The following is a 25,792-nucleotide window of genomic DNA, read 5'->3' as shown; positions in this document are numbered from 1 at the left end:
CCGTGTCCCCGACGGTACGCGGAGTAAGCGCCAGCCGTGGCCCCCCGGAACGAATTTTCCACAGGTGCGGACCTGCGGGCGCTACGGCTTGAAGAGGAACACCTGCACGCTGTCGTTGAAACAGGACACCTGGGCGACAGCGGTGCCCGCCGTTCGGCCACCGTCGATCGGGCCGACGCACATCTTCGGTGCGGTCGCGGGGTGCAGCCGGTAACCCTGGCCCGCGTTCGTCTGGACCGGTTCGAGAATGAACCGCTGATCCGGACGATCGCAGTAGCCGCGCGGTGCCAGCAACTGCCCGTGGGCGGTCGATGGTCCGCCGTTCGGGTCGGGGTCGACCTGTAGGCATCCGCCACCGCCGGACGGGCGCGCCCAGTAGATCTGGTACGTGTTCGTCGCCACCTTCCGCAGCTCGCTGGCGGCGGGCTCGGCCTCGGCACACGGGACGATCACGGCCACCTCCGGCCGGTCGTTCCCGGGTTCCGGACCAACGCCCACGCAGTTCGACCCACCGTCGGTGGCCGCCGGCATCATGCGGTACGTCCCGGCCGCGGGCAGCGCGGCGGCGGCCGGCTTCGTCGGCGATGCCTTGGGTGACCTCGGCGCCCTGGTCGTGGGCGCGGGGACGACGATGATCGACGGAGCGCTGGGGCTGGCTGTCCTCCCGCCGCGATCCTTCGACAGCAGTTGCCCCCCGTCGTCCTGGGCGACTGTCGGCCCCGCCTGCACACCTGCCGGGCCGTCGCCCCGGTTGGCATCGCGGAGCGCCCGGACCGCCACGCCGACGGCTACCAGGACCAGCAGGACAACCATCGCGCCGAGGAGCACGCGCGTCGACCAGCCGGCCCGAAAAGCCAGCGGCGGCACGAAGTCGCGCAGCCGCAGCGGTGCGACGGCCACCCCGTCGGCCTCCGCGGCCCGCTTGCGGTGCAGCCCCGACCAGGCGCCGTCGCGCCGGTTCCGCACGACCGTGGCCAGCGGCCCGTCGGAGTACGCGTGGACACGCGACGGCCGATCCACGGTCGGGACGGATTCGCCCGCGGCCGGCTCGGGCGGCGCGTCAGCCGGCTCGGGCGGCGCGGCGGCCAGCTCGGACCGCGCGTCAGCCGGCTCGGACCGCGTTGCGGCCGAGTCGGACCGCGTCGTAGCCGAGTCGGGCGGCGCGGCGGCCAGCTCGGACCGCGTTGCGGCCGGCTCGGGCTCCCGGGGCGATGCTTCGGGTTCGCGCGGAGCGGACGAATCCGGGGCGGCCGCGTATCGGTACGGCTTGTCGGCGACGGCGGCTGGCTTGCCGCGTGTCGATCCGGCGACAGCCGACCCACTGGTCACCGTGTCGCTGCTGCCCGGCTCGTCGGCGGTCGTCGTCTCCGGCGGCTGCTCGCCACCGCGTTCCCAGTCGGTCACCTGGGACAGTTCGGCCGGTAGGGGCGGTACCGCGTCGAGCAACCCCCACGGCGGGCGGACCCTCGGCTCGTCGGCGATCGAGCTGGCACCGGCCATCCCCGCGGCGGCGGCGACGGTGGCGACCGGCTCGGGCTGACCGGCCGCGGCCGCGGCGAGCCCCTTGCGCACCGTGATCCAGGCGTCCACCGTGTCCTGATCGCCGCCGCAGGCCCGGACGAAGGCCGCGACCAGCTCCTCCCTCGGCAGGGTGGCCCGGCCCAACGCCGTGTTCAGCGTGCTGTGCGGCAGCACGTCGCCGGCCTCCTTCGCCTTCCTCGTAACCTGCCGAATGGTCAGTCCGGACCACTGACGAAGCGCGCGCAGCTGGGCCACGAACTCGGCCGCCGAGCCGGCGGCCTGTGGGTCAGGCGCCCCACCGGCGGTGGGCTGCTCGTTTGCCATCGACAGTTCCTCCCCCGCGCTCAGGCAGCCCGACACGCCGGCTGGCGCATTCGTGCGCCGACTCCGCTCGATGCTGACCGGGCCCGGTCGACAGTGGACGACCCACCGCCCGGCCGATTGAGCATGGCCGGGCGGTGGGAACGTTTCAAGTCGGTACGACTGATGATCAGGCCGGAGAGTCGGCGAGGGTCACCTGAGCGAGGCCCTCGGCGGTGCGCCGACTAGTAGGTGAAGCACTTGTGGTGCGTGGGGTCGTACGCGCGGATCTTGTTGTAGACCCGTGAGCAACTGCCCTTCTCCGTGATGGTCTGCCAGGCCGATGGCTGACACGATCGCATGTCACCGCACTGGTTGGTGCGGTAGGAAGCGGCCCCGGCCATCCAACCGCGGACGATGCTGCAGTTCGTCAGCTGCTTGTAGACGTACTCGCCGCCCCCCGAACGGAACTGCACGTACGCGTCGCCCGGCCTGGAGTTGCGGGTCGCCCAGAACCAGGGCGACGTCTTCTGCCACTGGAACGTACGGCGCGGGTTGTACCGCTTGTATCCGTGCCCTTCGCACGGCCTGGCCTTCTTCGCACCGGCGGCGGCCCGATCGGCGGTGACCTCGTTGCTCTGGGCCAGTTCGCTACTGTCCTCGGCGGCCTGGTCGGAGTCGGCGTCGGCGGCGCTGCCCTCGGCCAGCTCGCTGCCGTCGGCGGCGGCCCGGTCGGCGGTGACCTCGTCGCCCTCGGTCAGTTCGCTGCTGGACCGTTCGGCGATGGCCCGTTCGGCGCTGCCGTCGTTGCCCTGGGCCGAGGTGCCACTGGAGCCTTCGGCTGCGGGCTGGATGACCTGCACGCGACTCTTGGCGGCGTTGGCGTTGTCACCCGAGCCGGTCACCAGGGCCAGGATCACGCTGAGCGCGGCGAGCAGGGAGATGATGCCGAGGATTGCGTTTCGTGTGTTGGGGCGAATTCCGCCCACAACCGAATGGGTTCTCATGTCCTCCAGACCAGCTGTACGAACTGGTCTCGGCAAGCGATCCGCCGCCTGGGACAGTCCCGGACGACCACCGGGACAGGCCCTGGACGACAGTTCGGCACCGGTCGTCGCCGACCGGTGCCGAAACGGCGGTCAGCGTTCGAAACGACCGACTCGAATCGCGCCGATGAACGCCGTCCACCCAGGCGGGCTGACCGCGAGTGTGGGGCCGGCCTGGTCCTTGGAGTCGCGGATGGCGACCAGACCACGGACATCGACCAGGTTGTCTGCCACTTCCACGCAGAGTCCCTGGTCGTTGGAGCGGCTGCTGGTACGCCAGACCGCGCCCGCGAGATCGTGCATAGTCGTTACCTCCGTGTGCGATGGGCCCCACCGCCGCTGGCAACCAGGAGGGTGGCCCGGACCGTGCGGCGAGGCGACGTATCCGGACGATCAACGGATCAACCAGGGCCGGCGGTCGCACAGCCGGTGCGACCACGGGTCCCATGCACGAGACGGACGGAACGAGCCCGCCCAGCGGGCCGGACGGAAGCGGGCCGGACGGAAGCGGGCCGGACGGAAGCGGGCCGGACGGAAGCGGGCCGGACGGAAGCGGGCCGGACGGAAAGGGGCCTACTCAGCGGGCCGGACGAATCGTGCCGGTGACCTCGCCCAGGGCGATGGTGGTGCCGTCCGGGCCGGGCGCGGTGGCGGTGATGGTCACCGTGTCGCCGTCGGCGAGGAAGGTGCGGCTCTCGTCGCCCACCGGGACCGGCTCCGTCCCGCCCCAGGTCAGCTCCAGGAACGAGCCGACCTGCGACCGGTCCGGGCCGGACACGGTGCCGGAGGCGTACAGGTCGCCGGTGCGCAGTGCCGCGCCGTTGACGGTGAGGTGGGCCAACTGCTGGGCCGGTGTCCAGTACATGGTGGCGAACGGCGGCTCGCTGACCAGTGCGCCGTTCCACTCCACCGCCAGCCGAAGGTCCAGGCCCAGGTGCGGCACGTCGCGCAGGTAGTCGACCACCGGCGGATCCTGGTCGGGGGCCGGTACGAAGGCGTCGCCGAGCGCGTCCAGCGGCGTGACCCAGGCCGAGACCGAGGTGGCGAACGACTTGCCGAGGAACGGGCCGAGCGGCTGGTACTCCCAGGCCTGGATGTCCCGAGCGGACCAGTCGTTGACGAGCACCACCCCGAAGACGTGGTCGGCGAAGTCGTCGACGGACACCCGATCGCCCAGCTCGCTCGGTACGCCCACCACGAAGCCGACCTCGGCCTCGATGTCGAGGCGTACCGATGGGCCGGTGACCGGGCCCTCGGCGGAGGCCCGCTGGCCGGTCGGCCGGGTCACCGGCGTGCCGGAGACGACCACCGTGCCGGCCCGCCCGTGGTAACCGATCGGCAGGTGCTTCCAGTTGGGCAGCAGTGCCGGCTGACCGGGGCGGAAGATCTGCCCCACGTTCGACGCGTGGTGCTCGGAGGAGTAGAAGTCGACGTAGTCGGCCACCTCGATCGGGAGCAGCAGCTCCACGTCGTCGAGGGGCACCAGCATCGGCTCCACGTCGGCCCGGTGCGTCGGGTCGGTCAACAGCTCGGTGATCCGCTGCCGTACCGCGACCCACTGCGGACGGCCCAACGCCATGAACTCGTTCAGGGTGGGCCGGCACAACGCACCGGCGGCCAGCACCAGCTCCGCGGCCTCCGCCGCGGCCAGGTCGAACACCCACGACCCGATCCGTACGCCGATCCGTGGCTCGCCCCCGTCGCGCCGGAAGACCCCGTACGGCAAGTTCGTCACCCCGTACGGCGAACCGTCAACGCCGGTCACCCAGGTCATGCGTCGTAGCCCCCGTTCACCAGCCCCAGCCGGATCAGATCGGTAAGTGGTTCCAGGATGCTGCACGAGCCGAAGCCGACCCAGAGTGGGCGGGGCTCGTGCAGCCGTGCGGTGGCGCGTTCCAACAGGGGGCGCGGGTCGAGCGCGGTCAGCAGCTCGGCGACCCGGCTCACGCCCGCGCCGTCGGCGGCGGCCAGCGTCGCGGCCAGCACGTTGGCGTACCCGTGGTGGGTGAACCCGGTCTCCGGGTCGAGGTGCCGGACGGCCTGGTGCAGCCCGGCGGTGAGCTTGAACGGCAGGTCCCGGTCCCGGCAGGCGCAGATCACCGCGGCCAACTCGGTCGGGGTGGGGAAGAGTTCGGCGGCCAGCCCGCCGGTGCGGAACTTGGCGGCGATCGGCACGCCGTCGGCCCGGGCGGCGGTGAGCGCGTCCAGCGCGCCCATCAGCCCGAAGGTCAACGGAAGCTCGGCGTACACGGCCTCGACGCCCGACATGGTGTCGATCAGCCGCAGCAGCTCGGCGATGCCGGGCAGCGGGTCCTCACCGCGCTTGGCGACCGCCACCTCGACCTGACGCGCGGTGACACCGTCCGGTGCCAGGACCGAGAGCGTGAACGGCAGGTTCCCGATCCCGGTGTCACCGATCAGCCCGATCACCAGGCCCTCGCCCGGGTCGACCAGAGCACTCAGCTCGCCCGCCGCGATGGTCGAGGCGGGGATCAGCAGCGGACCGACCAGGTCCGCGTACCAGGCGGCGCGGTGCTGCCGGTGGGCAGCCAGGGCGTCGGGCAGCGCGGCGCTGCCCGGAGGGAAGACGGCAGCGTCGTCCACCAGGCCATCGAGGAGTACGGGCACCTGCGTTGACACGGAACAAGAATGTACGGGACGCTACGAGGAACGGACAACAGCGTCCGATTATCGGACGCCTTCGGCCGGTGAACGGGAAATATCGGGAGGCGAGATGCCGTATTACCGCAGCGTCGGCGAGGTGCCGCGCAAGCGCCACACCCAGTTCCGGCAGCCCGACGGCAGCCTCTACGCCGAGGAACTGATGGGCCAGGAGGGCTTCTCCTCCGACTCGTCCCTGCTCTACCACCGGCACGCGCCCACCGCGATCCTGGCCGCCGACGAGTTCACCCCGCCCGCGTTCACCCGGGCACCGAACCTGCCGCTCAAGCCCCGCCACCTGCGCACCCACAAGCTGGACACCGGCGGCGCCGACCCGATCCTCGGCCGGCAGTACCTGCTCGCCAACGACGACGTCCGAATCGGTTACGTGCTCGCCGACCGGCCCTCGCCGCTGTTCCGCGACGCCACCGGCGACCACTGCCTCTACGTCGAGTCGGGCACCCTGCGGGTCGAGTCCCCGTTCGGGGCGCTGGACGCGGTCGCCGGCGACTACGTCGTCATCCCCACCTCGACGATCCACCGGCTGGTGCCCACCGGCGACCAGCCGGTCCGGCTGCTCGCCGTCGAGGCCTCCGGGCACATCGGCCCGCCCAAGCGCTACCTCTCCGTGCGCGGCCAGTTCCTGGAGCACTCGCCGTACTGCGAGCGCGACGTCCGTGGCCCCGACGCCCCGCTGCTCGTCGACGGCGAGGAGGTCGAGGTGCTGGTCCGCCACCGGCGCGGTTGGACCCGCTACGTCTACGCCCACCACCCGTTCGACGTGGTCGGTTGGGACGGGCACCTCTACCCGTGGGCCTTCTCCATCCACGACTTCGAGCCGATCACCGGCCGCATCCACCAGCCCCCGCCGGTGCACCAGACCTTCCAGGGCCCCAACTTCGTCATCTGCTCGTTCGTGCCCCGCAAGGTCGACTACCACCCGGACTCGATCCCGGTGCCGTACAACCACCACAACGTCGACTCCGACGAGATGCTCTTCTACACCGGCGGCAACTACGAGGCCCGCCGCGGCTCCGGCATCGAGCAGGGCTCGATCTCGCTGCACCCGTCCGGGTTCACCCACGGACCGCAGCCGGGCGCCGCCGAGCGTTCCATCGGCGCCGACTACTTCGACGAGTTGGCCGTCATGGTCGACACCTTCCGCCCCCTGGACCTCTGCGACGCCGCCAACACCTGCGAGGACGAGGGGTACGCCTGGACCTGGGCCCGCCGGAGCTAGCCCTCCCCCGGCCGACCCCACCCCTCCCGGCCCCGTACCGCCCGTGCCGCCCTCCGGCGGGTCGATCATGGAGTTGTGGTGGGTGACAAAGAGCCCGCGACATTACAAAACAGGCACCACAACTCCATGATCGACACGGGCCCCGCCCGCCCTCTCGCGATCTTGCAGTTTCTGCCCCCGACTTAGGGGACTTTCCGCGCATATCGACGGCCGAAAATGCAAGATCGACGGGGGTACGGGGCACGGGGCACGGGGCGCGGGGCGCGGGCGGGGCGTTCTTGTGGGGGTGGCTAGCGGATTGCGGTTCTGGTGAAGATGGCGAACTCGGCTACCGCCGTGGCGACGATGGTCAGCACCAGGGGCCACGGGGAGCCGACCACCGCGTAGACCAGCAGCAGCAGCGGCGCGGCGGCCACGGCGTAGATCGCCAGGGCCATCGCGCGGTCCGAGTGCAGCAGGGCGGGGAGGACTGTCCGGGTCAGTCCCGGCAGCCGGGCCGCGAGCTGCCAGACGACGATCCCGCCGGTGAGCGCGGCGAGGACCGCCAGGATGCGGGAGAACCCGTCGTTCGCCGACGCCGCGAACGCGACGAGCACCGCCGCCACCAGTGACCAGCCCGCGCCGTAGAGCACCAGGCGGTGCAGCCCGTACGCGAGGGTCCGTGGCGAGTCGATCCGGCTCGGGCTGATCGTCACCGCCTCGGCGACGTGTGCCAACGCCTCCGACCAGCGGCGCTGCTCCAGCCGCAGGACACCCACGTCGTGCGCGGCATCGGTGAGACGTGGGTCGAGCCGCAGCGCCTCCCGGTAGGCCCGCTCGGCCAGGTCGAACAGGTCCAGGCGGGCGGCGACCAGACTGAGCACGAGGTGTGCCTGCGACTCCTCCGGGGCCAGCTCGACGCCACGCCAGGCCGCGTTCAACGCCGGTTGGCCGTTACGGGCGTCCGCCAGGATCGCCGCCGCGCTCCGCTGGGCGTACGCGTCGGCCGGGTCAAGGACGAGGATCCGATCCGCGGTGGCCGCCGACTCGGAATACCGCTCCAGGTCGGCCAGCGCCATGGCCCTGGCGACCAGCGGCGGAAGTGACTCCGGGGCGGCCGCCACGGCCCGGTCCGCGGCGGTGAGCGCCTCGGCTGGGCGGCCGGCGGCCAGGTGCACCCGGGCCAGCATGGTGAGGGCGTCCACGTCGTCCGGCTGGAGGGCCAGCCCGTAGGTCAGCTCCCCGGTCGCCTCGTCGTGGCGGCCGAGCTCGGCGAGAAGTTGGGCCCGCTGGACGTAGCCGTCGGCGGCGGACTGGTCGGGGGCCGGGTCGCTGGACATCGCGGCGAGCTTAGGCGGCCGGCGCGTCGTACACCAGGGCCACCGCCACGCCGGCCAGCCCTTCCTCGCGGCCGGTGAAGCCGAGCCCGTCGGTGGTCGCGGCGGAGAGGGTGACCGGAGCGCCCACGGCGGCGGAGAGCACCTCCTGTGCCTCCGCACGACGCTTGCCGATCTTGGGGCGGTTGCCGACGACCTGCACCGACACGTTGCCGATCTCCAGGCCGCTGGCCCGCACCCGGCGCGCCGTCTCGGTCAGCAGGGCCACCCCGGACGCGCCGGCCCACTCCGGCTGGCCCACCCCGAAGGCGGAGCCGAGGTCACCGAGACCGGCGGCGGAGAGCAGCGCGTTGCAGGCGGCGTGCGCGACCACGTCGGCGTCCGAGTGCCCGGCGAGGCCGTCCTGGTCGGGCCAGAGCAGACCCGCGACCCAGCAGGGCCGGCCCGGCTCGAACGCGTGCACGTCGGTGCCGATGGCCACCCGGGGAACGATCATGAGCAGAGAGTACGCGTCAACCGGACGCGGCAAGCAGGTGCTCGGCCAGCGCCAGGTCGAACGGCCTGGTGATTTTCAGGGCGTACTCCGAGCCCGGCACGCAGCTCACCGCGACGCCCTGCTTCTCGACAAGCCCGGCGTCGTCGGTGAGCGGGTCGCCGGCCGCGGCGTGCGCGGCACTGAGCACGGACCGGCGGAAACCCTGCGGGGTCTGCACCGCGCGCAGGGCGGAACGGTCGACGGTGCCGAGCACCACCTCGTCGGCACCGACCTCCTTGATCGTGTCGACGACCGGCAGCACCGGGATCACCGCGGCCCGTCCGTCGCGGACGGCCGCCGCGACGGACTCGACGAGCTCGGGTGGGGTGAGCGCCCGGGCCGCGTCATGCACCAGGACGATCGTCGGGCCGGCGGGCACTGCGGCCAGCGCGGCGGCCACCGACGCCTGCCGTTCCGCACCGCCCGCGACGACGATCACCGGCGCGACCGGGGCCAGCAAATCGCGGACGGCCTGCACGTCGGCGACCGGTGCGGCCACCACGATCGTGTGCACCGACGGTGCGGCGGCCAGTCGACGCACGGCGTGCACCAACAGCGGCTCGCCGGCGAGCAGGCGCAGCGCCTTGGGTCGGCCGGGGCCGAGGCGTACACCGGCACCCGCCGCAGGCACGAGGACCGCGACGTCACCGCGCGGGTTGAGCTGCGCGGTCACGTCGCGGTCCTCGGTGGTTTCTTCGCTGGGTAGTGGGAAGACGATGCTGTGCGGACTAGGCCTCGGTCAGGACCTTGTCGAGCAGCGTCTCCGCCTCATCCTTGGTGCTCTTCTCGGCCAGCGCGACCTCGCCGACGAGAATGTCGCGGGCCTTGGCAAGCATCCGCTTCTCGCCCGCGGAGAGGCCCCGCTCCCGCTCCCGGCGCCACAGGTCACGCACGACCTCGGCGACCTTCAGCGGATTGCCGGAGGCCAGCTTTTCCAAGTTGGCCTTGTAACGCCGCGACCAGTTGGTCGGCTCCTCGGTGTGCGGAGCCCGCAGAACGTCGAAGACCTTGCCGAGGCCCTCTTCGCCGACAACCTCACGAACGCCCACGATCTCGGCGTTCTCAGCCGGCACCCGGACCGTCAGGTCACCCTGCGCGACCCTCAGGACGAGGTATTGCTTAGGCTCGCCCTTGATGACCCGAGTCTCGATTGCCTCGATGAGTGCGGCCCCGTGGTGGGGGTAAACAACGGTCTCGCCGACACTGAAAACCATAGGTTCGAAACCCCTTTCGCTGTGTCTAGGGTAACACGCTCAGGCACCGATGTCTCACCGATGTCCTGACCGTTGGCGCAGCTCAGGGGCCCTGTGAGAGGTCTTTCTTCAGCTTGACAGGCGGTCAAACCGATGGTTCAAACACGCTCCGTAACGTGCGGATGACTGCCCGGCACGAGTGAACAGAACGTCGAGATCAAGGGCAATGCGCTCCTCCCATGGTATCCCGGCCAGCGGGAATGCGCCCAGGTGTAGCGGGAGGTGCCCCTGGTGCGCGACCCTGGAGACCGAGCCGCACTCCGCTCTCGAGACCCTCCAGGAGGTCCGATGGGCAAGCCGGATGCCGAGGGCCACGGGCCGACCGAGGGCCTGCCCGGCCTGCCGCCCGAGTGGGGCCGCGTCGTGGTCCCCGACGACGCCTCGGCGCTCGCCAGCGAGGCCGCCCAGGTGCGTCGCGAGCTGCGCCGCGCCGCCGCCGGCCACCGCTCCGGCCACCTCGCCCTGCCACTGCTGGTGCTGATGGTCGCGGTGCTCACCACGATGGCCGGCCTCCTCGCCGTCGCCTGGCCACGCGCCAGCCGGGGCACCGACCGCCCGACCCCGGCCCCATACTCGCCTCCCGCCACCGTCGCCGGCCGCGCGCTGCCCGCGCTGGACCTGGTCGACGCCGCCCAGGAGCCGGTGCCGCTCCGCGGCCTGCTGCCCGCCATGATCATCCTGGTGGACGGCTGCCCCTGCCCCGAGCGGATCGGCGAGGCCGTGACGGCAGCGCCGGCCGGAGTCGTGGTAATCACCGTGGCCGGAGGGCGGACGGTCGCGACCCCGCCACCCGACCGCCGGGGCGTCCGGGCACTGGCCGACCCCGCCGGCGGGCTGCGGTCGTTCCTGGGCCAACCGGCCCGCCCCGGCACCCTGACCGCGCTGCTTGTCGACCGCGACGGTGTGGTGACCCGGGTGTTGCCCGACCTGGGGACCGTCGACTCCTACCGCAGCGACCTGAGCGCCCTCGCCGGCTGACCCGCCCCACCGGTTAACGGGGCAGGCCGACGAGTTGCGCCTCGACATCGATCTCGCGCACCCCGACTGTCGACAGCGCCACCCGGAACGGCCTGCCGTGCGAGAGCACCTCGGTGGTGGTGATGGTGCCGTCGCAGTCGATCTCGGACGGCCCGGCCAGCTCGCCGTCGAAGACCGTCACCGACAGGGTGCCCGGCCTGGTGCACCGGTACTGCAGCAGGTAGCGGGAGTCACCGCCGCCCGCCTGCCGGACGACGCGCTGCCCCGGCACGAGCACCGCCCGCTCCCGCCAGATCGTCTCGCGGAACGAGGGCAGCTCACCCCGGAAGAAGAGCCAGCTCGGATCGCCCTCGATGTCGATGATCGTGCCGTTGGCCGGGTCGATCACCGCCCGCGGGGCATCCACCGCCCGGACGACCGCCCCCGTCTCTCCGTCGACCCGCGCGGTCAGCTCACCACCCCGGACCAGGGCGCGATCCAACGGTGTGCTGACGCTGGGCCCCACGGCAGGTGCTGCCGTCGCACCAGCCGGCCCGGCCACCGGGGAGGGCGCGGCGGAGCGCCACCACCAGCCGCCGACGACCAGGACGGCCACCGTCGCGCCGAACAGCACCGCCGAGCGCAGCCGCTCATCCACCGTCGCATCCACCCATCCAGCGTAACGCCGCAGGTGGCGGAGACTCACTCCTGTCGATCGAGCAGGGCAGCATACAGGGTGAGGCCGGGGCCGAAGGCCAGCATGACGACCCGCCGAGCCGCCGGCGTCGAACGGCCCAACCGGTCCAGGATCAGCAACACGGTCGGCGACGAACAGTTGCCGTGCTCGTCGAGCGTCGCCCGGGACGCGGCCAACCCCTCCGGAGGAAGTGCCAACTCCCGCTCCACCACGTTGAGGATTCGCGGACCACCCGGGTGCACCGCCCAGCCGTCCACGTCGGAGCTGGTGACCCCGTGCCGGGCCAGCATCTCGTCGACCAACCCACGGACGTGCCTCGAGAGCACCTGCGGCACCTTCGGCGACAACCCCATCCGGAAGCCGGCATCGGTGACGTCCCACGTCATGTGGTCGGCGGTCGAGGTGTCGGTGACCGCGGTGACCTCGCGTAACGCGTACCCCCGGCCGCCGGGCACGACCACGGCGGCGACCGCGGCGTCCGAGAAAAGCGCGTGGGAGACGATCTGCTGGGTGTCCACCCGGGCGCTGGACGGCTGGATGTGCAGGCTGGTCAGCTCCGCGCAGAGCAGCAGCGCCGGCCGCCCCCGCGCGGTGACGAAGTCGCTCGCCGCGCCGAGCCCCGGCAGCGCCGCATAACAGCCCATGTGGCCGATGAACATCCGTTGGGTGTCCGCGGCCATGCCGAGGTCCCGGGCGAGCAGGATGTCCAGCCCGGGCGTGGCGTAGCCGGTGCAGGAGCAGACGATGAACAGCCCGATGTCACCGGCGTCCAGCCCGGCGGCGGTCAACGCGCGACCCACCGCCTCCTTGCCCAACGGCAGCGCCTCCACCTGGTAGCGGCGCATCCGGCGCTCGGTCGGCCAGTCCGAGACGTCCTCCAACAGCGGGTTGACCGCCGCCTGGCGCCGGGTCACCCCGGAGTTCGCGAAGATCCGCTGGGCCAACGACCGGGTGGTGCCGGTGAAGTGCCGGGCGAAGAAGCCCTCCCACAACTCGTCCTGCGAAGCGGACGGCGGCTGCGCAGTCCCGAGCCCCGCGATCACTGGTACGGACACGATCCCCACCTCTCGTCAGATGCTGTCCTCCCCCTGGCCGTCCCACCAGCCACCTCGGCTGGCCGTTCTTTCCTGCGTGCCGCGTGCGGTCGGCTCACCAACGCGGTGCCGATCCGTCACGATCCGGGTCGCCGCCCAACGCGGCGATGCCGAGCCAGTCGGCGCAGACATCCGACGTGGCCGGGTGCAGTGAGCCGCAGCGGGCATCCCGGTAGAGCCGCTCCAACGGGTGACCACGGCGGGTCGCCGAGGTGCCCGCCGCCTCCAGCACCGACGCGGCCACCTCCGCCGCCGTGGTGCCGGCGAGCAGCTTCGCCCGCCACACCCAGCGGTTGGTCTCCTCGTCGCCGGGCGCCTCGTCCACCCGACGGGCCGCCTCGGCGACCACCAGCTGGGCGGCAGCGGTCGTGGCGTCCGCTCGCCCCAGCCGGGCCCGCACCGCCGGCAGGCCGGCCAGGTTGCGGGCGTTGAGATGCTCCGCCGCCGCGTCGATCGCCGCGCGGGCGACCCCCACGTAGACGGCCGCGTAGCTGGCCACCAGCCAGTGCGGCATCAGCTGGGCGACCACCAGCGCCAACCCCTCCACGCCACCGAGCAGCCGGTCGGCCGGCACGCTGACGTCCAGGTGCAGGTCGTGTGAGGAGGTGGCCCGCATGCCGAGCGCGTCCCAGGTCGACTCCACGGTCAGCCCGTCGCCGGCCGGCACCAGGAACTGCGAGACCACCGACTGGTCGGCCGCGCTGCGCGCCGCCACCAGGTAGCCGTCGGCGTGCCCGGCACCGGAACAGAAGGTCTTGCTGCCCTTGAGATGCCAGCCCTCGTCGGTCGCCTCGTAGACAGTGCTCAGTTGGGACAGCCGGGCGCCGGCGCCACGCTCGCTCATCGCGACCGCGTACCAGGAGCCACCCGCGGCGGCGGTGAGCAGTCGGTCCCGGGCGGCCAGCGCCTCGTCCGGCACACCCAACGCCTCGGCCAACTCCTCGGTGACCGCACCCAGCGCGCCGGTCACCGAGGCGTGCATGTTGAACACCAGGGCGGTCGCCCCGTTGCCCCGGGCAAGCTCAGTGGCCACTGCGGTGTACTCGGCGAAGGTAGCTCCCATGCCTCCCAGCGCGCGGGGCACCAGCAACCCGAACAGGCCGGCCTCCCGCAGATCACGGAAGTCGTCCACCGGAAAGGAACCGTCCCGGTCGTGCTGGGCCGCCCGCGCGGCGAACCGGGGCGCCAACCGGCGGGCCGCCTCAAGCGCGTGCACCGTCATCTCGTCTCCTCCACTCCAGTGCCGTACCCCGCCACGGCCCGACTATCCGTTTCGGACTCCCCAGCCCTGGTAGAGCACGGCGGTGGACCTGGTGGGCACGATGCGCGGAACGGGGCCGGCTGGCGTCGCACCCGACCGGTTTGCCCGGGCGCGTCGCAGCAGCCAGGCGACCAGGCCGCCGGCCTGCGGGCGGATGCCGCGCACCCGCAGGTCGACGCCGTGTCGAGCACACTCGGCGACCAACGCCCGAGCATCCACGAACAACCGTGGATCGTGGATGCCGCGCGGCACCGTCGGCAGTCGCTCGGCGATCCGTACCGCGACGAGCCGGGCCAGCGCCGTGTCGTTCAGCGTGTCCAACACCAGCAGGCCGCCCGGACGCAGCAGCCGGCACGCCTCGGCCACCACGCGCGGCCAGGCCGGCACGTGCTCCAGCAACTCGCCAGCGGAGACCACGTCGGCACAGCCGTCCGGGAGCGGCACGGCTGTCGCGTCACCCTGGACGACGCGCACCCCGTGCTCGGCCGCCTGGACCAGCGCCGAGCGGGTCAGATCCACACCGACGTGGCGGTAACCCCTGCCGGTCAGGTGCGGCGCGAGCAGGCCGGCACCGCAGCCCAGGTCCACGAGCAACGCGCCGGGGCGGGTCGCCGGTGGCACCAGCGCCGCGCGGGCCGCGGCAAGCCAGTGCAGCATCGCGAACGCGCCATCCGGCCGCCACCACTCACCGGCCAGGTCGTCGTACTGGCGCGGGTCGTTACGCGGCAACACCCTCGGGCCGGCGGGCGCCGCGGCCGCAGCCACGTCTCGCATGGCACCGAGCGTGGCACGACTGCTCGGTAACGACCAGACTTCCCTTATGTCGTCGAGGGTGTTAGGGCTGGTCAGAGCGAGCCATCCAGAACCGGCCGCAGCGGTGACCACGGTCGCCGGTCTGCTGGCGTGGGGAGTGGGCCACCGGGCGTCCGGAATCGTCTCGGTGGTGCTCGCCGTGCTGGCCAGTCAGCTCGCCGTCGGGTGGACCAACGACGCCCTGGACGCCGAGCGGGACGCCACTGTGGGGCGTACCGACAAACCGGTCGCCGCCGGCGCGGTCGGCCGGCGCGCCACGGCCTGGGCGGCGGCGGTGGCCGCGGTCGCCTGCCCGCTGCTGGCGCTGACCACGAACCCGACGGCGGCGTTCTGGCTGACCGTCGCCCTGGTCTCCGCGCTGCTCTACGACTGGCCGCTCAAGGCCACCGCCTTCTCGGTGCTGCCGTACGCCGTCTCGTTCGGCGCCCTGCCCGCCTTCGTGGTGCTGGCGCTGCCCGGCCAGCCGACCCCACCGCTCTGGTTGGTGACGGCGGCGGCCTGCCTGGGAGCCGGGGCGCACTTCGCCAACGTGCTGCCCGACCTGGCCGACGACGCCCGGACCGGGGTGCGCGGCCTGCCCCACCGGCTGGGGGCCGCCGGCAGCCGGGCGGCGGCGGCCGGCCTGCTGCTCGCGGCGACCGCGACCCTGGTCCTCGGACCACCCGGGCCGCCGTCGGCCATCGGGCTGGCGGCGGTCGGCACGGCCGCCGTGGTGCCGGCACTGAGCTGGTACGCCGGACGCTCGGCGGTCCGGGCGGGCCGGCGGCCGGTGGCGGCCTTCCGGGCGGTGATGCTGGTGGCCCTGATCGACGTGGTCCTGCTGGTGGCGAGCGGTCGGGTGGTCTGAGCGGCACCCGGCCAGGTGGCATTGCCGGGTCCGCGTGCGGGCCTCGATCAGCCCCAACTACCCTGGAGCGCGGTCTGCGCGGGTATGGCCACCGTGCCCGGCATGCGGTCCGGGTGGGGATTGTGACGAGGAGGACCGACGTGACGCGCTCGATCAGGGGATCCCGGCGGGCGGCCCTGTTGCTGTCCGGGATTGCGGCAACCGGCCTGCTGGCGTCCGGATGCGGCACCGGTCAGATCGCCGAGACCGCGTTGAAGGAGCCGTCGGTCCAGGGCGCCAACCTCACGACCAGCAACGGTTTCTTCTCCGTCCGGGGCCTGCTGGTGAACTACCCGGGCGTCGAGGGCTACAAGGCCGGCCAGGACGCTCCGCTGAACGCCGTGATCTACAACGACTCCAAGGAGACGGTCACCGTCACCGTCACCACCGAGGGCGCTCGCGAGGTGCGGATCAGCGACGGCTCGGCGTCCGCGTCGGCCAGCGCGTCCGCGTCGGCCAGCGCGTCCCCGTCCGGCAGCGTGTTGCCGTCCGGCAGCGCGTCGCCGTCCGGCTCACAGAGCCCGTCGGTGTCCACGTCCCGCCCGGCGGCTACCCCGTCCGAGACCGGGTCGTCCTCGGCCACGCCGTCCGCTCCGGAGTCGGCGCGGGCGTCGGGCTCGGCCAGCCCCGCGGCCCCCGGCGAGCTGGCCCGCATCGAGCTGGCTCCGCTGAGCTACCTCCAGCTCAACTCCGAGGCCACCTCGCAGCTCCGGCTGATCGGCCTGACCGAGGCGCTGCGCTCCGGTCAGAACGTCTCGGTGACCTTCGACTTCGGCAACGGCATCAAGCTGACCGGCCAGGCGCCGATCGCGGTGCCGCTCACCCCGGCCGCACCCCCCTCGCCGATCATCGAGCGCGAGGGCGGCTACGAGGGCGACGAGGGCGGCACGACCCACGAGTGACACGACCTCCGCATCGACAGACGCCCCGGCGTGGTGACCACCACGCCGGGGTGTTTTCGTCGTACGCGAGGGCTAGCGTCCTGATGTGACCACCTCCCGATCGACCCCTCCGCGTGGCGGCACGACAAATGCCGCCCGTGGTCGGTCCACCGCCCGCGAGCCTCGTCCGGCCTACCAGTGCGACGCCTGTGGGCACCAGCCGCCCAAGTGGGTGGGGCGCTGCCCGGAGTGCGGCGAGTGGGGCGCGGTGGTCGAGAGCACGGTGACCGGCCCGACCGTCTCCGGTCGGGTGGTCAGCTCCCGGGTGCCGTCCGAGCCGGCCCGGCCGATCGCCACCATCAGCGCCGCCCCGGCCCGCGCCGTGCCCACCGGGGTGAGCGAGCTCGACCGGGTGCTCGGCGGCGGCCTGGTGCCCGGTGCCGTGGTGCTGCTCGCCGGCGAGCCCGGCGTGGGCAAGTCGACCCTGCTGCTGGATGTGGCCCAGCAGTGGGCGGTCAATGCCGGCAGCCCTTCGCTGGTGGTCAGTGGCGAGGAGTCGGTCAGTCAGGTGCGGTTGCGCGCCGAGCGGATGGGCACCCTGCACGACCGGCTCTACCTCGCGGCCGAGAGCGACCTGGCGTCGGTGCTCGGCCACCTCGACGCGGTCAAGCCGGGCCTGCTGGTGCTCGACTCGGTGCAGACCATCTCCACCACCGGCACCGAGGGGGTGCCCGGCGGGGTGACCCAGGTGCGCGCGGTCACCGCCGCGCTGGTCTCGGTCGCCAAGGAGCGCGGCATCGCCACCGTGCTGGTCGGGCACGTCACCAAGGACGGCCAGGTCGCCGGGCCGCGGGTGCTGGAGCACCTGGTCGACGTGGTGTTGCACTTCGAGGGTGACAAGCACTCCTCGCTGCGCCTGGTGCGCGGCGTGAAGAACCGGTTCGGCGCGGCCGACGAGGTCGGCTGTTTCGAGATGCACGAGGGCGGCATCAGCAGCCTGGCCGACCCGTCCGGGCTGTTCCTGACCCGCTACGCGGAGCCGGTTCCGGGCACCTGCGTGACGGTGGCCATGGAGGGGCGGCGGGCCCTGGTCACCGAGGTGCAGGCGCTGATCGGCGCGACGGTGGCCGGCTCTCCCCGGCGCACCGTCTCCGGCCTCGACTCGGCGCGCCTGGCGATGGTGCTCGCGGTGCTGCAACGGCGCACCGAGCGGCTGACCCTGCACGACCGGGAGGTCTTCGCCGCCACGGTGGGCGGCATCCGGGTGGTGGAGCCGGCCGCCGACCTCGCGGTCGCGTTGGCGGTCGCCTCCGGCGGGCTCAACCTGGCCATCGCCCCGCACCTGGTGGCGATCGGCGAGGTGGGTCTGACCGGCGAGGTGCGTCGGGTCGGTGCGGTGCCTCGCCGACTGGCCGAGGCGGCCCGGCTGGGGTTCAAGGTGGCCCTGGTGCCGCCCGGTTGCGGCCCGACCAGCGCGGGCGCCGGTCCCGAGCAGATGCGCGTGACCGAGGTCACGGATGTCCGTTCTGCACTGCACCATGCGGCTCGCGCGTCCGCTGAGTGACCCACCGTGCCGACGGAGACGGCGAAACCGGACAGCACGTCGCAACCAGGAAACGGGTTGGAAGGGCCGCATCGTGACACATCACAGTAACCACGACAGCACCCACCGCACGGCAGTCCGTAGACTGTCCCCGTGCCGATCGACCGCGATACCACCAAGCCAGCCGGCGCGCCGCCCCAGGCCCGCACCGGCGCCGTGGGCTCGCCCGCCCGCACGATCAGCGTGAGCGTGACCGCGGGAGCCACCGGGAGCGCCGGGGACCCACTGCGCGCCAACCTCGCCCTGATGGCCCCGGGCACCGCCCTGCGCGACGGTTTGGAGCGCATCCTGCGCGGCCGCACCGGCGCGCTGATCGTGCTCGGCTACGACAAGGTCGTCGAGGGCCTGTGCACCGGTGGCTTTCCACTGGACGTGGAGTTCTCCGCGACGCGGGTCCGGGAGCTGTGCAAAATGGACGGCGCCGTCGTGCTCTCCAGCGACGGCACCAGGATCGTCCGGGCGGCCGTGCACCTGATGCCCGACCCGTCCATCCCGACCGAAGAGTCCGGCACCCGGCACCGCACCGCCGAGCGGGTGGCCCGGCAGACCGGCTATCCGGTCATCTCGGTCAGCCAGTCGATGCGGATCATCAGCCTCTACGTCAACGGCCAGCGGCACGTGCTGGACGACTCGGCGGCGATCCTCTCCCGGGCCAACCAGGCGCTCGCCACCCTTGAGCGATACAAGCTCCGGCTGGACGAGGTCTCCGGCACGCTCTCCGCACTGGAGATCGAGGATCTCGTCACCGTCCGGGACGCGGTGGCCGTGGTGCAGCGACTGGAGATGGTTCGCCGGATCGCCGACGAGATCGCCGGCTACGTGGTGGAGCTGGGCACCGACGGCCGCCTGCTGGCCCTGCAGCTCGACGAGCTGATGGCCGGCGTGGACGCCGACCGGACGCTTGTCATCCGGGACTACCTCCCGGTCGGCCGCAAGTCGCGCACCCTGGACGAGGCACTTGTCGAGCTGGACCTGCTCGGCGCCACCGAGCTGATCGACCTGGTGTCGGTGGCCAAGGCCATCGGCTACCCGGCCGCGTCCGACGCACTGGACGCCGCGGTCAGCCCTCGCGGTTTCCGACTGCTGGCCAAGGTGCCGAGGCTGCCGGTGGCGGTGGTCGACCGTCTGGTGTTGCATTTCGGCAGCCTCCAACGGCTGCTCGGCGCGACAGTCGAGGATCTGCAGGCCGTCGAAGGGGTCGGCGACGCCCGGGCACGCGGCGTCCGTGAAGGGCTGTCTCGGCTCGCCGAGGCATCGATCCTGGAACGCTACGTCTGATCCGGCTCAGCCGGTGACGGTGAGCTTCACCGGCGCGCTGAGCTTCGTGCCGACCCGGGCGAACACCTCGTACGCGCCGGTCGGCGGGAACGGCCCGGCGGCCAGCCCGCTGCCGTCGCACCGGCTGGTGTCCCGCCCGTTCCACGCCACGGTGTAGGAGCGCTCCAGGTTCGGGGTGAAGGACTGCACGTCCGAGCCCTGGACCTTGCCGCAGGTGTCCGAGGACCAGACCTTCTCGGCACCGGACTTGATGAAGATCTCCTGTGCCTCGGCACCGACGTTCCGGCTGCACGTCCGGTCCGACGTGTTTTTGATCTTGAGGTGCAGATCAACGAGCGCCCCACGCTGGGCCGAGGTCGGACTCGCCACCGAGACCACCCGGATCTCCGCGTCGGTGCAGGTGCCGTCGTCCTCCGCACCGGCGGCCGCACCCGGTGGAGGCGTGTTGCTGGTGATCGCGGGGCTCGGGGTCGTCGCACCGGCATCGGCGGAAGCGGGCGGCGGCGGAGCCCCGGTCTGTGGCGTCAGCAGCGGCCCGCCGGGACCTGTCGTCCCGGTGGGCGTGGCCGTGGACGCCGCCCCCGTCTTCCGGTCGTCGTCGGAGCGACCCGAGCCGGTGCAGGAGTAGAGCAGGACAATCAGGAAGAGAAGCCCCGCTCCGAGTACGACGACGCGACGCCGCCAGTACACGGCGGGTGGCAGGGGGCCGACCGTCAGACGCATGATGCCCCCCACCGTAGCCGCGCTGCGCCCGCCAGTGGAGCGCGACGCGCCGGAGCCCTCCCGGGACACCCGCTCCACCCTCCACTGAGGACGGACAGTCCGATCGTCCGGCACCCGATCAGAGGTAGACCTTGCGCTGATAGACGGCGTGCGCACCCGCCACCCGATCCAGAAAGAGCAACCCCGCGCAGTGGTCGATCTCGTGCTGCAACGCCCGCGCCTCGAAGCCGTCGGTCACCAACCGGACCGGCGTACCGGTGCCCGGCAGGTCACCCTCCACCACCAGCCGGCTGGCTCGCTTCACGTCCCCGGTCAGGTCCGGCACCGACATGCAACCCTCCCGGCCCGGTTTCCACCGGGTCGCCTCGACCACGCGCGCATTGCACAACACGAAGGTCCCGTGCACCGTGACCGCCTTCGGATGCCCCGTCACGTCCACGGCGAAGACACGAGCACCCACCCCCACCTGCGGTGCCGCCAGCCCGACACAGCCCGGCGACACCCGCATCGTCGCCACCAGGTCGGCCGCGAGCTGGACTGTCTCGTCCGCCGTGGGATCGACCTCTCCGGCGGCCCGACTCAGCACCGGATGCGGAGCGGACAACACCGCCCGCACCACACCCGGCAGGGCCAACGCCTCGGGTGTCCAACCGCCCAGACCGGCGTACGCCTCGGCGTCCGGCACGCTCTCCGCGCCGGTCACAGCAGATCCGGGTCCGCCGGACGGAGCGTGACCTCCACGCCCAGCTCGGCAGCCGTCCGATGCAGCCGGTCGACGAGTGCGTCGGCCACACCGGCCGGCAACTCGACCTCGGCCAACACCACGTAGAGCGAACCCGCCAACCGGGTGCTCAGGTCGGTGACATTCCCGCCCGCGTCGACAAGCACCCGCGTCATCGCCGCCACGATGCCCATCCGGTCCGAACCGTGCACCGCCATCACGTACGGCTCACCCACCGCGGGCACCTCGCCGTCGGGAGTCACCGCGCGTACCGTCGCCAGCAGTTGACCCTCGGCGGCCAGCGGCGCCAGCGCGGCCTCGACCTCGGCGACGGCCGGTCCGGTGCAGATCAGGGTCATCGCGAAATGCCCCCGCAGCCGTGTCATCGTGCTGTCGGTGAGGTTCGCGCCCAGTCGGGCGAGCACCTCGGCGACGTCGGCCACGATGCCCGGCCGGTCCCGACCGATGACGGTGATCGCGAGCTCGTTCATCCGCGCATTCTCGCCGATCCGCCCGACTCCGTCCGGACACCCCGCCCGAGCCGCCCATCCAGCGGGACCGCACCACGTGACATCATCGACGGCGCCATGACTCAACCCGATTTCGCCACCCTGGTCAGCCGATGGTTCCAGCAGCACGCCCGCGACCTCCCGTGGCGTGCGCCGGGCACCAGCCCGTGGGCCATCCTGGTCAGCGAGGTCATGCTCCAGCAGACACCCGTGGTCCGCGTGGTGCCGGCCTGGCAGGCATGGCTGGCCCGCTGGCCGGAGCCGGCGGCGCTGGCCGCGGACACCCCCGCCGAGGCGATCCGGATGTGGGGACGCCTCGGTTACCCCCGTCGGGCGGTCCGGCTGCGGGAATGCGCGGTCGCGATCGTCGACCGGCACGGCGGCCAGGTGCCGGACCGCCTGGAACAACTGCTGGCCCTGCCCGGGGTCGGCACGTACACGGCGCGGGCGGTGGCAGCCTTCGCGTACGGGCAGCGGCACCCGGTGGTCGACACCAACGTGCGTCGGGTGGTCTGCCGGGCCGTAGCCGGCGAGCCGGACGCCGGACCGGTCACCCGACCAGCCGACCTGGTCGCCACCGAGGAGCTACTCCCGGCACAACCGGCCGCGGCCGCGCTGGCCAGCGCCGCGTTCATGGAGCTGGGCGCGGTCATCTGCACTGCCCGGTCACCGCGCTGCACGGCCTGCCCGGTCGAGTCGATCTGCGCGTGGCGGGCCTCCGGGCAGGAGGCCCCGGCCGGGCCAACCCGCCGACCCCAGCGGTACGCGGGCACCGACCGACAGGTACGCGGCCTGCTGCTCGGGGTGCTCCGGGAGACCACCGGACCGGTGCCACACGAACGGCTGGACCAGGTCTGGACCGACGACGTGCAGCGCGCCCGTGCCCTGGCCGGCCTGGTGCAGGACGGGCTTGTCGAACCGGCCGGCACCGACTCCTTCCGCCTCGTCGGCGACGGCCCGTCCCTCCCCACCGCCGACCTGACCACCTGACCCACCACAGTTGCGCTAACGGTCAGCTGAGTGGCGCGAAACTCGCGCCTCCGCACGTTCGTCACCCCAGGAACGCCCCAGCCTCGCCGATCTTGCACTTTCGGTCGCCGTTATGCCCTGAACACCCCCTTATGCCGCGACAGCAAGTGCAAGATCGCGGAGAAGGAGCATTTCGGTCTCGTCGATCATGGGGTTGTGGTGCCTGGTTTGATGCTATTAGGGCGATTTGTTGCCCACCACAACTGCATGATCGACGAGGAGTGCGGGTTGACGAGCAGCACCGCCGCCCCGGATCAGCCCCGCCGCCCCGATCAGGCCACAACATCAGGGAAAGTGTTGCCTCCGGATGCTTCGAGGCAACACTTTCCCTGATGTTGTGGGGATCTTGTGCCAGCCGGGCGCAGGCGCGAGCATCGCGGCACAAGGCGCGAGCATCGCGGCGCAGCACTCAGGCGCAGGACGCGGACACGGGACACGGGACACGGGACACGGGACACGGCACACGGCACACGGCACACGGCACACGGCACACGGGACACGGGACACGGGACACGGGACACGGGACACGGGCGCACCCGACTGGCGCGGCGGGCGCGGGCGCGGCCCACGGCGCGGGCCGAACGCGGCGGGCGCGGGCCGGTGCGGCGGGCACGGGCCGAACGCGGCGAGCGGGTGTGGCCTGTGGGCGTAGCGCAAAAAGGCGGGGCCCCGATGGCTTTCGCCACCGGGGCCCCGCCCCTTGCTGTGCTGGTTGTGCTACTCGTCCGCGCCTGCGGCGGCGGTGCCAGCGGCAGTGCCACCCAGGTCGGCCGGGACGGCGTCCGGAACTTCGACCGGCTTGTCCGCGCCGTGGAAGACCAGCTTGGACTTGTCGATGTCGTTCGGGTCGCCCTCACAGTCCACCACGACGATCTGACCCGGGGTCAGCTCGTTGAACAGGATCCGCTCGGAGAGGTTGTCCTCGATGTCGCGCTGGATCGTGCGACGAAGCGGACGGGCACCGAGCACCGGGTCGAAGCCCTTCGCCGCCAGGTACTTCTTGGCGTTGTCGGTCAGCTCCAGACCCATGTCCTTGTTGCGCAGCTGGCCCTCGATCCGCTGGATCATGATGTCCACGATCGAGAGGATCTCGCTCTGGCGCAGCTGGTGGAAGACGATGGTGTCGTCGATCCGGTTGAGGAACTCAGGCCGGAAGTGCTGCTTGAGCTCGTCGTTGACCTTCTGCTTCATCCGGTCGTAGTTGGACTCGGCGTCCTCCGACTGCTGGAAGCCCAGCGACACCGCCTTGGCGACGTCACGGGTGCCCAGGTTGGTGGTCAGGATGATGACCGTGTTCTTGAAGTCCACGATCCGACCCTGACCGTCGGTGAGCCGACCATCTTCGAGGATCTGGAGCAGCGTGTTGAACACGTCCGGGTGGGCCTTCTCGATCTCGTCGAAGAGGACCACCGAGAACGGCCGACGCCGCACCTTCTCGGTCAGCTGCCCGCCCTCGTCGTAACCGACGTAGCCGGGAGGGGCACCCACAAGCCGGGAGACCGTGTAGCGGTCGTGGAACTCGGACATGTCCAGCTGGATGAGGGCATCCTCGCTGCCGAAGAGGAACTCGGCGAGCGCCTTGGACAGCTCGGTCTTACCGACACCGGACGGGCCGGCGAAGATGAACGAGCCCGACGGGCGCTTCGGGTCCTTCAGGCCGGCCCGGGTACGCCGGATCGCCTTCGAGACCGCCTTGACCGCATCCTCCTGGCCGATGACGCGCTTGTGCAGCTCGTCCTCCATGCGCAGCAGGCGTGAGGTCTCCTCCTCGGTCAGCTTGTAGACCGGGATGCCGGTCCAGTTGCCGAGCACCTCGGCGATCTGCTCGTCGTCAACCTCGCTGACGACGTCCAGGTCACCGGCCTTCCACTCCTTCTCCCGCTGAGCCTTCTGGCCGAGCAGCTGCTTCTCCTTGTCGCGCAGCTGGGCGGCACGCTCGAAGTCCTGAGCGTCGATCGCGGACTCCTTGTCGCGCCGCACCTGGGCGATGCGCTCGTCGAAGTCACGCAGGTCTGGCGGCGCGGTCATCCGACGGATCCGCATCCGGGCACCGGCCTCGTCGATCAGGTCGATCGCCTTGTCCGGCAGGAAGCGGTCGGAGATGTACCGGTCGGCCAGCGTCGCCGCAGCCACGAGAGCGGCGTCGGTGATGCTCACCCGGTGGTGCGCCTCGTAACGGTCACGCAGGCCCTTGAGGATCTCGATGGTGTGCGCCAGCGAGGGCTCACCCACCTGGATCGGCTGGAACCGACGCTCGAGAGCGGCATCCTTTTCCAGGTGCTTGCGGTATTCGTCAAGCGTGGTGGCACCGATGGTCTGCAGCTCACCACGGGCCAACATCGGCTTGAGGATGCTCGCGGCGTCGATCGCGCCCTCGGCGGCACCCGCACCCACCAGGGTGTGGATCTCGTCGATGAACAGGATGATGTCGCCGCGGGTGCGGATCTCCTTGAGCACCTTCTTGAGGCGCTCCTCGAAGTCACCGCGGTAGCGGGAACCGGCGACCAGCGCACCCAGGTCGAGCGTGTAGAGCTGCTTGTCCTTCAGAGTCTCGGGCACCTCGCCCTTGATGATCTTCTGGGAAAGCCCCTCCACCACGGCGGTCTTACCGACGCCGGGCTCACCGATCAGGACCGGGTTGTTCTTGGTACGGCGGGAGAGCACCTGCATGACCCGCTCGATTTCCTTCTCGCGCCCGATGACCGGGTCGAGCTTGCCCTCGCGGGCGGCCTGGGTCAGGTTGCGGCCGAACTGGTCCAGCACCAGGCTGGTCGACGGCGCGGCCTCACCCGGCGCGGCGCCCGCCGCGGCAGGCTCCTTGCCCTGGTAGCCGGAGAGCAGCTGGATCACCTGCTGGCGGACCCGGTTGAGGTCGGCGCCGAGCTTGACCAGCACCTGGGCGGCGACGCCCTCGCCCTCACGGATCAGCCCGAGCAGGATGTGCTCCGTGCCGATGTAGTTGTGGCCGAGCTGCAGCGCCTCGCGCAGCGACAGCTCCAGCACCTTCTTGGCCCGCGGCGTGAACGGGATGTGCCCGCTCGGCGCCTGCTGACCCTGGCCGATGATCTCCTCGACCTGCTGGCGGACGCCCTCCAGGGAGATGCCGAGGCTCTCCAGGGCCTTCGCCGCGACGCCTTCACCTTCGTGGATCAGGCCCAGCAGGATGTGTTCCGTACCGATGTAGTTGTGGTTGAGCATCCGGGCCTCTTCTTGGGCCAGGACGACAACCCGTCGCGCTCGGTCGGTGAACCGCTCGAACATGCCCTCGTGCTCCTCACGTGCCGTGCGCCTTGATGGTCAAGATCTTGGCGGGGCCGGTGCACGAACGTCCGGGACGGGCGTCCGTGCCTCCTTACTCTATCGTCGCTGACCGACTCAGCTGAGGTCGTGTGTCTCCGGTCTGGGTCGGTTGCACGTCGTTTTGGACAACCGTCCGCGCTCAGGAGGTGTTCCGGTAGTCCTGTCGCT

Annotated in this window: 24 protein-coding genes; 7 read left to right on the top strand and 17 right to left on the bottom strand. The window is 71.8% G+C overall.

Annotated features, from left to right (window positions below):
• Positions 1–81: 81 nt before the first annotated feature.
• The 5 genes from AB0B57_RS11710 to AB0B57_RS11690 all read right to left on the bottom strand — a co-directional run bounded on the left by AB0B57_RS11710 (position 82) and on the right by AB0B57_RS11690 (position 5,507).
• Positions 82–1,845 carry a helix-turn-helix domain-containing protein gene (locus AB0B57_RS11710; protein ID WP_357068015.1) on the bottom strand — a complete coding sequence of 588 codons (1,764 nt, stop codon included), beginning with the start codon at positions 1,843–1,845 and terminating at the stop codon, positions 82–84.
• A 221-nt stretch (positions 1,846–2,066) separates the two neighbouring features.
• Positions 2,067–2,828 (bottom strand): hypothetical protein, encoded by a 762-nt coding sequence (locus AB0B57_RS11705; protein WP_357068013.1) that lies wholly within the window; start codon positions 2,826–2,828, stop codon positions 2,067–2,069.
• A 132-nt stretch (positions 2,829–2,960) separates the two neighbouring features.
• Positions 2,961–3,170 carry a DUF397 domain-containing protein gene (locus AB0B57_RS11700; RefSeq protein ID WP_357068011.1) on the bottom strand — a complete coding sequence of 70 codons (210 nt, stop codon included), beginning with the start codon at positions 3,168–3,170 and terminating at the stop codon, positions 2,961–2,963.
• Between the two features lie 274 nt (positions 3,171–3,444).
• Positions 3,445–4,641, bottom strand: a complete 1,197-nt coding sequence (gene fahA, locus AB0B57_RS11695; protein ID WP_357068009.1) for a fumarylacetoacetase — start codon at positions 4,639–4,641, stop codon at positions 3,445–3,447.
• On the bottom strand, positions 4,638–5,507 hold the full coding sequence (locus AB0B57_RS11690; protein WP_357068007.1) for a hypothetical protein: 870 nt from the start codon (positions 5,505–5,507) through the stop codon (positions 4,638–4,640). The genes fahA and AB0B57_RS11690 overlap by 4 nt, the downstream gene beginning before the upstream one ends.
• Positions 5,508–5,601: 94 nt before the next feature.
• On the opposite strand from AB0B57_RS11690, the gene AB0B57_RS11685 reads away from it, so the two are divergent.
• Positions 5,602–6,768, top strand: coding sequence for a homogentisate 1,2-dioxygenase domain-containing protein (locus AB0B57_RS11685; protein WP_357068005.1), 1,167 nt, complete (start codon positions 5,602–5,604; stop codon positions 6,766–6,768).
• Positions 6,769–7,058: 290 nt separating this feature from the next.
• Here the strand turns inward: AB0B57_RS11685 and AB0B57_RS11680 are convergent, their stop codons facing one another.
• Genes AB0B57_RS11680 through AB0B57_RS11665 form a run of 4 tightly spaced genes read right to left on the bottom strand, consistent with a single transcriptional unit; the run spans position 7,059 to position 9,833 of the window.
• Positions 7,059–8,087, bottom strand: a complete 1,029-nt coding sequence (locus tag AB0B57_RS11680) for a tetratricopeptide repeat protein (protein WP_357068003.1) — start codon at positions 8,085–8,087, stop codon at positions 7,059–7,061.
• A gap of 10 nt (positions 8,088–8,097) precedes the next feature.
• Positions 8,098–8,580: a 2-C-methyl-D-erythritol 2,4-cyclodiphosphate synthase gene (ispF, locus tag AB0B57_RS11675; protein ID WP_357068001.1), complete on the bottom strand. Its 483-nt coding sequence runs from the start codon at positions 8,578–8,580 to the stop codon at positions 8,098–8,100.
• A gap of 16 nt (positions 8,581–8,596) precedes the next feature.
• Complete coding sequence (gene ispD, locus AB0B57_RS11670; protein ID WP_357067999.1) at positions 8,597–9,292, bottom strand: 2-C-methyl-D-erythritol 4-phosphate cytidylyltransferase; 696 nt, start codon at positions 9,290–9,292, stop codon at positions 8,597–8,599.
• Positions 9,293–9,347: 55 nt separating this feature from the next.
• A complete protein-coding gene (locus AB0B57_RS11665) occupies positions 9,348–9,833 on the bottom strand; it encodes a CarD family transcriptional regulator (RefSeq protein WP_007073334.1) in 486 nt (161 codons plus the stop codon).
• Between the two features lie 327 nt (positions 9,834–10,160).
• Between AB0B57_RS11665 and AB0B57_RS11660 the strand changes: the two genes are divergently transcribed.
• A complete protein-coding gene (locus tag AB0B57_RS11660) occupies positions 10,161–10,850 on the top strand; it encodes a hypothetical protein (RefSeq protein WP_357067997.1) in 690 nt (229 codons plus the stop codon).
• 13 nt (positions 10,851–10,863) lie between these two features.
• On the opposite strand, the gene AB0B57_RS11655 is transcribed toward AB0B57_RS11660, so the two are convergent.
• The 4 genes from AB0B57_RS11655 to AB0B57_RS11640 all read right to left on the bottom strand — a co-directional run bounded on the left by AB0B57_RS11655 (position 10,864) and on the right by AB0B57_RS11640 (position 14,655).
• Entirely contained in the window at positions 10,864–11,499 is a 636-nt protein-coding gene (locus tag AB0B57_RS11655) for a hypothetical protein (RefSeq protein WP_357067995.1), read from the bottom strand.
• A gap of 32 nt (positions 11,500–11,531) precedes the next feature.
• On the bottom strand, positions 11,532–12,581 hold the full coding sequence (locus AB0B57_RS11650) for a type III polyketide synthase (RefSeq protein WP_357067993.1): 1,050 nt from the start codon (positions 12,579–12,581) through the stop codon (positions 11,532–11,534).
• A 94-nt stretch (positions 12,582–12,675) separates the two neighbouring features.
• A complete protein-coding gene (locus AB0B57_RS11645; protein WP_357067991.1) occupies positions 12,676–13,842 on the bottom strand; it encodes an acyl-CoA dehydrogenase family protein in 1,167 nt (388 codons plus the stop codon).
• Positions 13,843–13,884: 42 nt separating this feature from the next.
• On the bottom strand, positions 13,885–14,655 hold the full coding sequence (locus AB0B57_RS11640) for a methyltransferase domain-containing protein (RefSeq protein ID WP_357067989.1): 771 nt from the start codon (positions 14,653–14,655) through the stop codon (positions 13,885–13,887).
• 46 nt (positions 14,656–14,701) lie between these two features.
• Here AB0B57_RS11640 and AB0B57_RS11635 point away from each other — a divergent pair, with 46 nt between their 5' ends.
• From AB0B57_RS11635 to disA, 4 genes are all read left to right on the top strand, one after another.
• Positions 14,702–15,541: a UbiA family prenyltransferase gene (locus AB0B57_RS11635; protein WP_357067987.1), complete on the top strand. Its 840-nt coding sequence runs from the start codon at positions 14,702–14,704 to the stop codon at positions 15,539–15,541.
• 140 nt (positions 15,542–15,681) lie between these two features.
• Positions 15,682–16,482, top strand: coding sequence for a hypothetical protein (locus tag AB0B57_RS11630; protein WP_357067985.1), 801 nt, complete (start codon positions 15,682–15,684; stop codon positions 16,480–16,482).
• A gap of 85 nt (positions 16,483–16,567) precedes the next feature.
• Positions 16,568–18,025 (top strand): DNA repair protein RadA, encoded by a 1,458-nt coding sequence (gene radA, locus AB0B57_RS11625; RefSeq protein ID WP_357067983.1) that lies wholly within the window; start codon positions 16,568–16,570, stop codon positions 18,023–18,025.
• Between the two features lie 132 nt (positions 18,026–18,157).
• Entirely contained in the window at positions 18,158–19,342 is a 1,185-nt protein-coding gene (disA, locus tag AB0B57_RS11620) for a DNA integrity scanning diadenylate cyclase DisA (RefSeq protein WP_124772010.1), read from the top strand.
• 6 nt (positions 19,343–19,348) lie between these two features.
• Here the strand turns inward: disA and AB0B57_RS11615 are convergent, their stop codons facing one another.
• The 3 genes from AB0B57_RS11615 to AB0B57_RS11605 all read right to left on the bottom strand — a co-directional run bounded on the left by AB0B57_RS11615 (position 19,349) and on the right by AB0B57_RS11605 (position 21,277).
• Positions 19,349–20,065 (bottom strand): hypothetical protein, encoded by a 717-nt coding sequence (locus AB0B57_RS11615; protein ID WP_357067980.1) that lies wholly within the window; start codon positions 20,063–20,065, stop codon positions 19,349–19,351.
• A 118-nt stretch (positions 20,066–20,183) separates the two neighbouring features.
• Positions 20,184–20,750 (bottom strand): peptide deformylase, encoded by a 567-nt coding sequence (locus AB0B57_RS11610; protein ID WP_357068429.1) that lies wholly within the window; start codon positions 20,748–20,750, stop codon positions 20,184–20,186.
• A 14-nt stretch (positions 20,751–20,764) separates the two neighbouring features.
• On the bottom strand, positions 20,765–21,277 hold the full coding sequence (locus tag AB0B57_RS11605; RefSeq protein WP_357067978.1) for an ACT domain-containing protein: 513 nt from the start codon (positions 21,275–21,277) through the stop codon (positions 20,765–20,767).
• Positions 21,278–21,373: 96 nt separating this feature from the next.
• Between AB0B57_RS11605 and AB0B57_RS11600 the strand changes: the two genes are divergently transcribed.
• On the top strand, positions 21,374–22,285 hold the full coding sequence (locus AB0B57_RS11600) for an A/G-specific adenine glycosylase (protein ID WP_357067976.1): 912 nt from the start codon (positions 21,374–21,376) through the stop codon (positions 22,283–22,285).
• A gap of 756 nt (positions 22,286–23,041) precedes the next feature.
• On the opposite strand, the gene AB0B57_RS11595 is transcribed toward AB0B57_RS11600, so the two are convergent.
• Positions 23,042–25,585 (bottom strand): ATP-dependent Clp protease ATP-binding subunit, encoded by a 2,544-nt coding sequence (locus tag AB0B57_RS11595; RefSeq protein WP_357067974.1) that lies wholly within the window; start codon positions 25,583–25,585, stop codon positions 23,042–23,044.
• Between the last annotated feature and the right edge of the window lie 207 nt (positions 25,586–25,792).

It is taken from the genome of Micromonospora sp. NPDC049101 (genome assembly GCF_040648675.1).
Taxonomy (GTDB): Bacteria; Actinomycetota; Actinomycetes; order Mycobacteriales; family Micromonosporaceae; genus Micromonospora.
The sequence above is the reverse complement of the archived record's forward strand: the minus strand, read 5'-3'. Positions and strand labels throughout refer to the sequence as shown.

Excerpts from the sequence above, each read along its gene's own strand:
- AB0B57_RS11595 (WP_357067974.1), bottom strand. The coding sequence starts at position 25,585 with ATGTTCGAGCGGTTCACCGACCGAGCGCGACGGGTTGTCGTCCTGGCC.
- AB0B57_RS11685 (WP_357068005.1), top strand. The coding sequence starts at position 5,602 with ATGCCGTATTACCGCAGCGTCGGCGAGGTGCCGCGCAAGCGCCACACC.
- AB0B57_RS11645 (WP_357067991.1), bottom strand. The coding sequence starts at position 13,842 with ATGACGGTGCACGCGCTTGAGGCGGCCCGCCGGTTGGCGCCCCGGTTC.
- AB0B57_RS11605 (WP_357067978.1), bottom strand. The coding sequence starts at position 21,277 with ATGAACGAGCTCGCGATCACCGTCATCGGTCGGGACCGGCCGGGCATC.
- ispF (WP_357068001.1), bottom strand. The coding sequence starts at position 8,580 with ATGATCGTTCCCCGGGTGGCCATCGGCACCGACGTGCACGCGTTCGAG.
- AB0B57_RS11705 (WP_357068013.1), bottom strand. The coding sequence starts at position 2,828 with ATGAGAACCCATTCGGTTGTGGGCGGAATTCGCCCCAACACACGAAAC.
- AB0B57_RS11665 (WP_007073334.1), bottom strand. The coding sequence starts at position 9,833 with ATGGTTTTCAGTGTCGGCGAGACCGTTGTTTACCCCCACCACGGGGCC.
- AB0B57_RS11700 (WP_357068011.1), bottom strand. The coding sequence starts at position 3,170 with ATGCACGATCTCGCGGGCGCGGTCTGGCGTACCAGCAGCCGCTCCAAC.
- AB0B57_RS11680 (WP_357068003.1), bottom strand. The coding sequence starts at position 8,087 with ATGTCCAGCGACCCGGCCCCCGACCAGTCCGCCGCCGACGGCTACGTC.
- AB0B57_RS11710 (WP_357068015.1), bottom strand. The coding sequence starts at position 1,845 with ATGGCAAACGAGCAGCCCACCGCCGGTGGGGCGCCTGACCCACAGGCC.
- AB0B57_RS11660 (WP_357067997.1), top strand. The coding sequence starts at position 10,161 with ATGGGCAAGCCGGATGCCGAGGGCCACGGGCCGACCGAGGGCCTGCCC.
- AB0B57_RS11640 (WP_357067989.1), bottom strand. The coding sequence starts at position 14,655 with ATGCGAGACGTGGCTGCGGCCGCGGCGCCCGCCGGCCCGAGGGTGTTG.
- AB0B57_RS11615 (WP_357067980.1), bottom strand. The coding sequence starts at position 20,065 with ATGCGTCTGACGGTCGGCCCCCTGCCACCCGCCGTGTACTGGCGGCGT.
- AB0B57_RS11600 (WP_357067976.1), top strand. The coding sequence starts at position 21,374 with ATGACTCAACCCGATTTCGCCACCCTGGTCAGCCGATGGTTCCAGCAG.
- fahA (WP_357068009.1), bottom strand. The coding sequence starts at position 4,641 with ATGACCTGGGTGACCGGCGTTGACGGTTCGCCGTACGGGGTGACGAAC.
- AB0B57_RS11635 (WP_357067987.1), top strand. The coding sequence starts at position 14,702 with ATGTCGTCGAGGGTGTTAGGGCTGGTCAGAGCGAGCCATCCAGAACCG.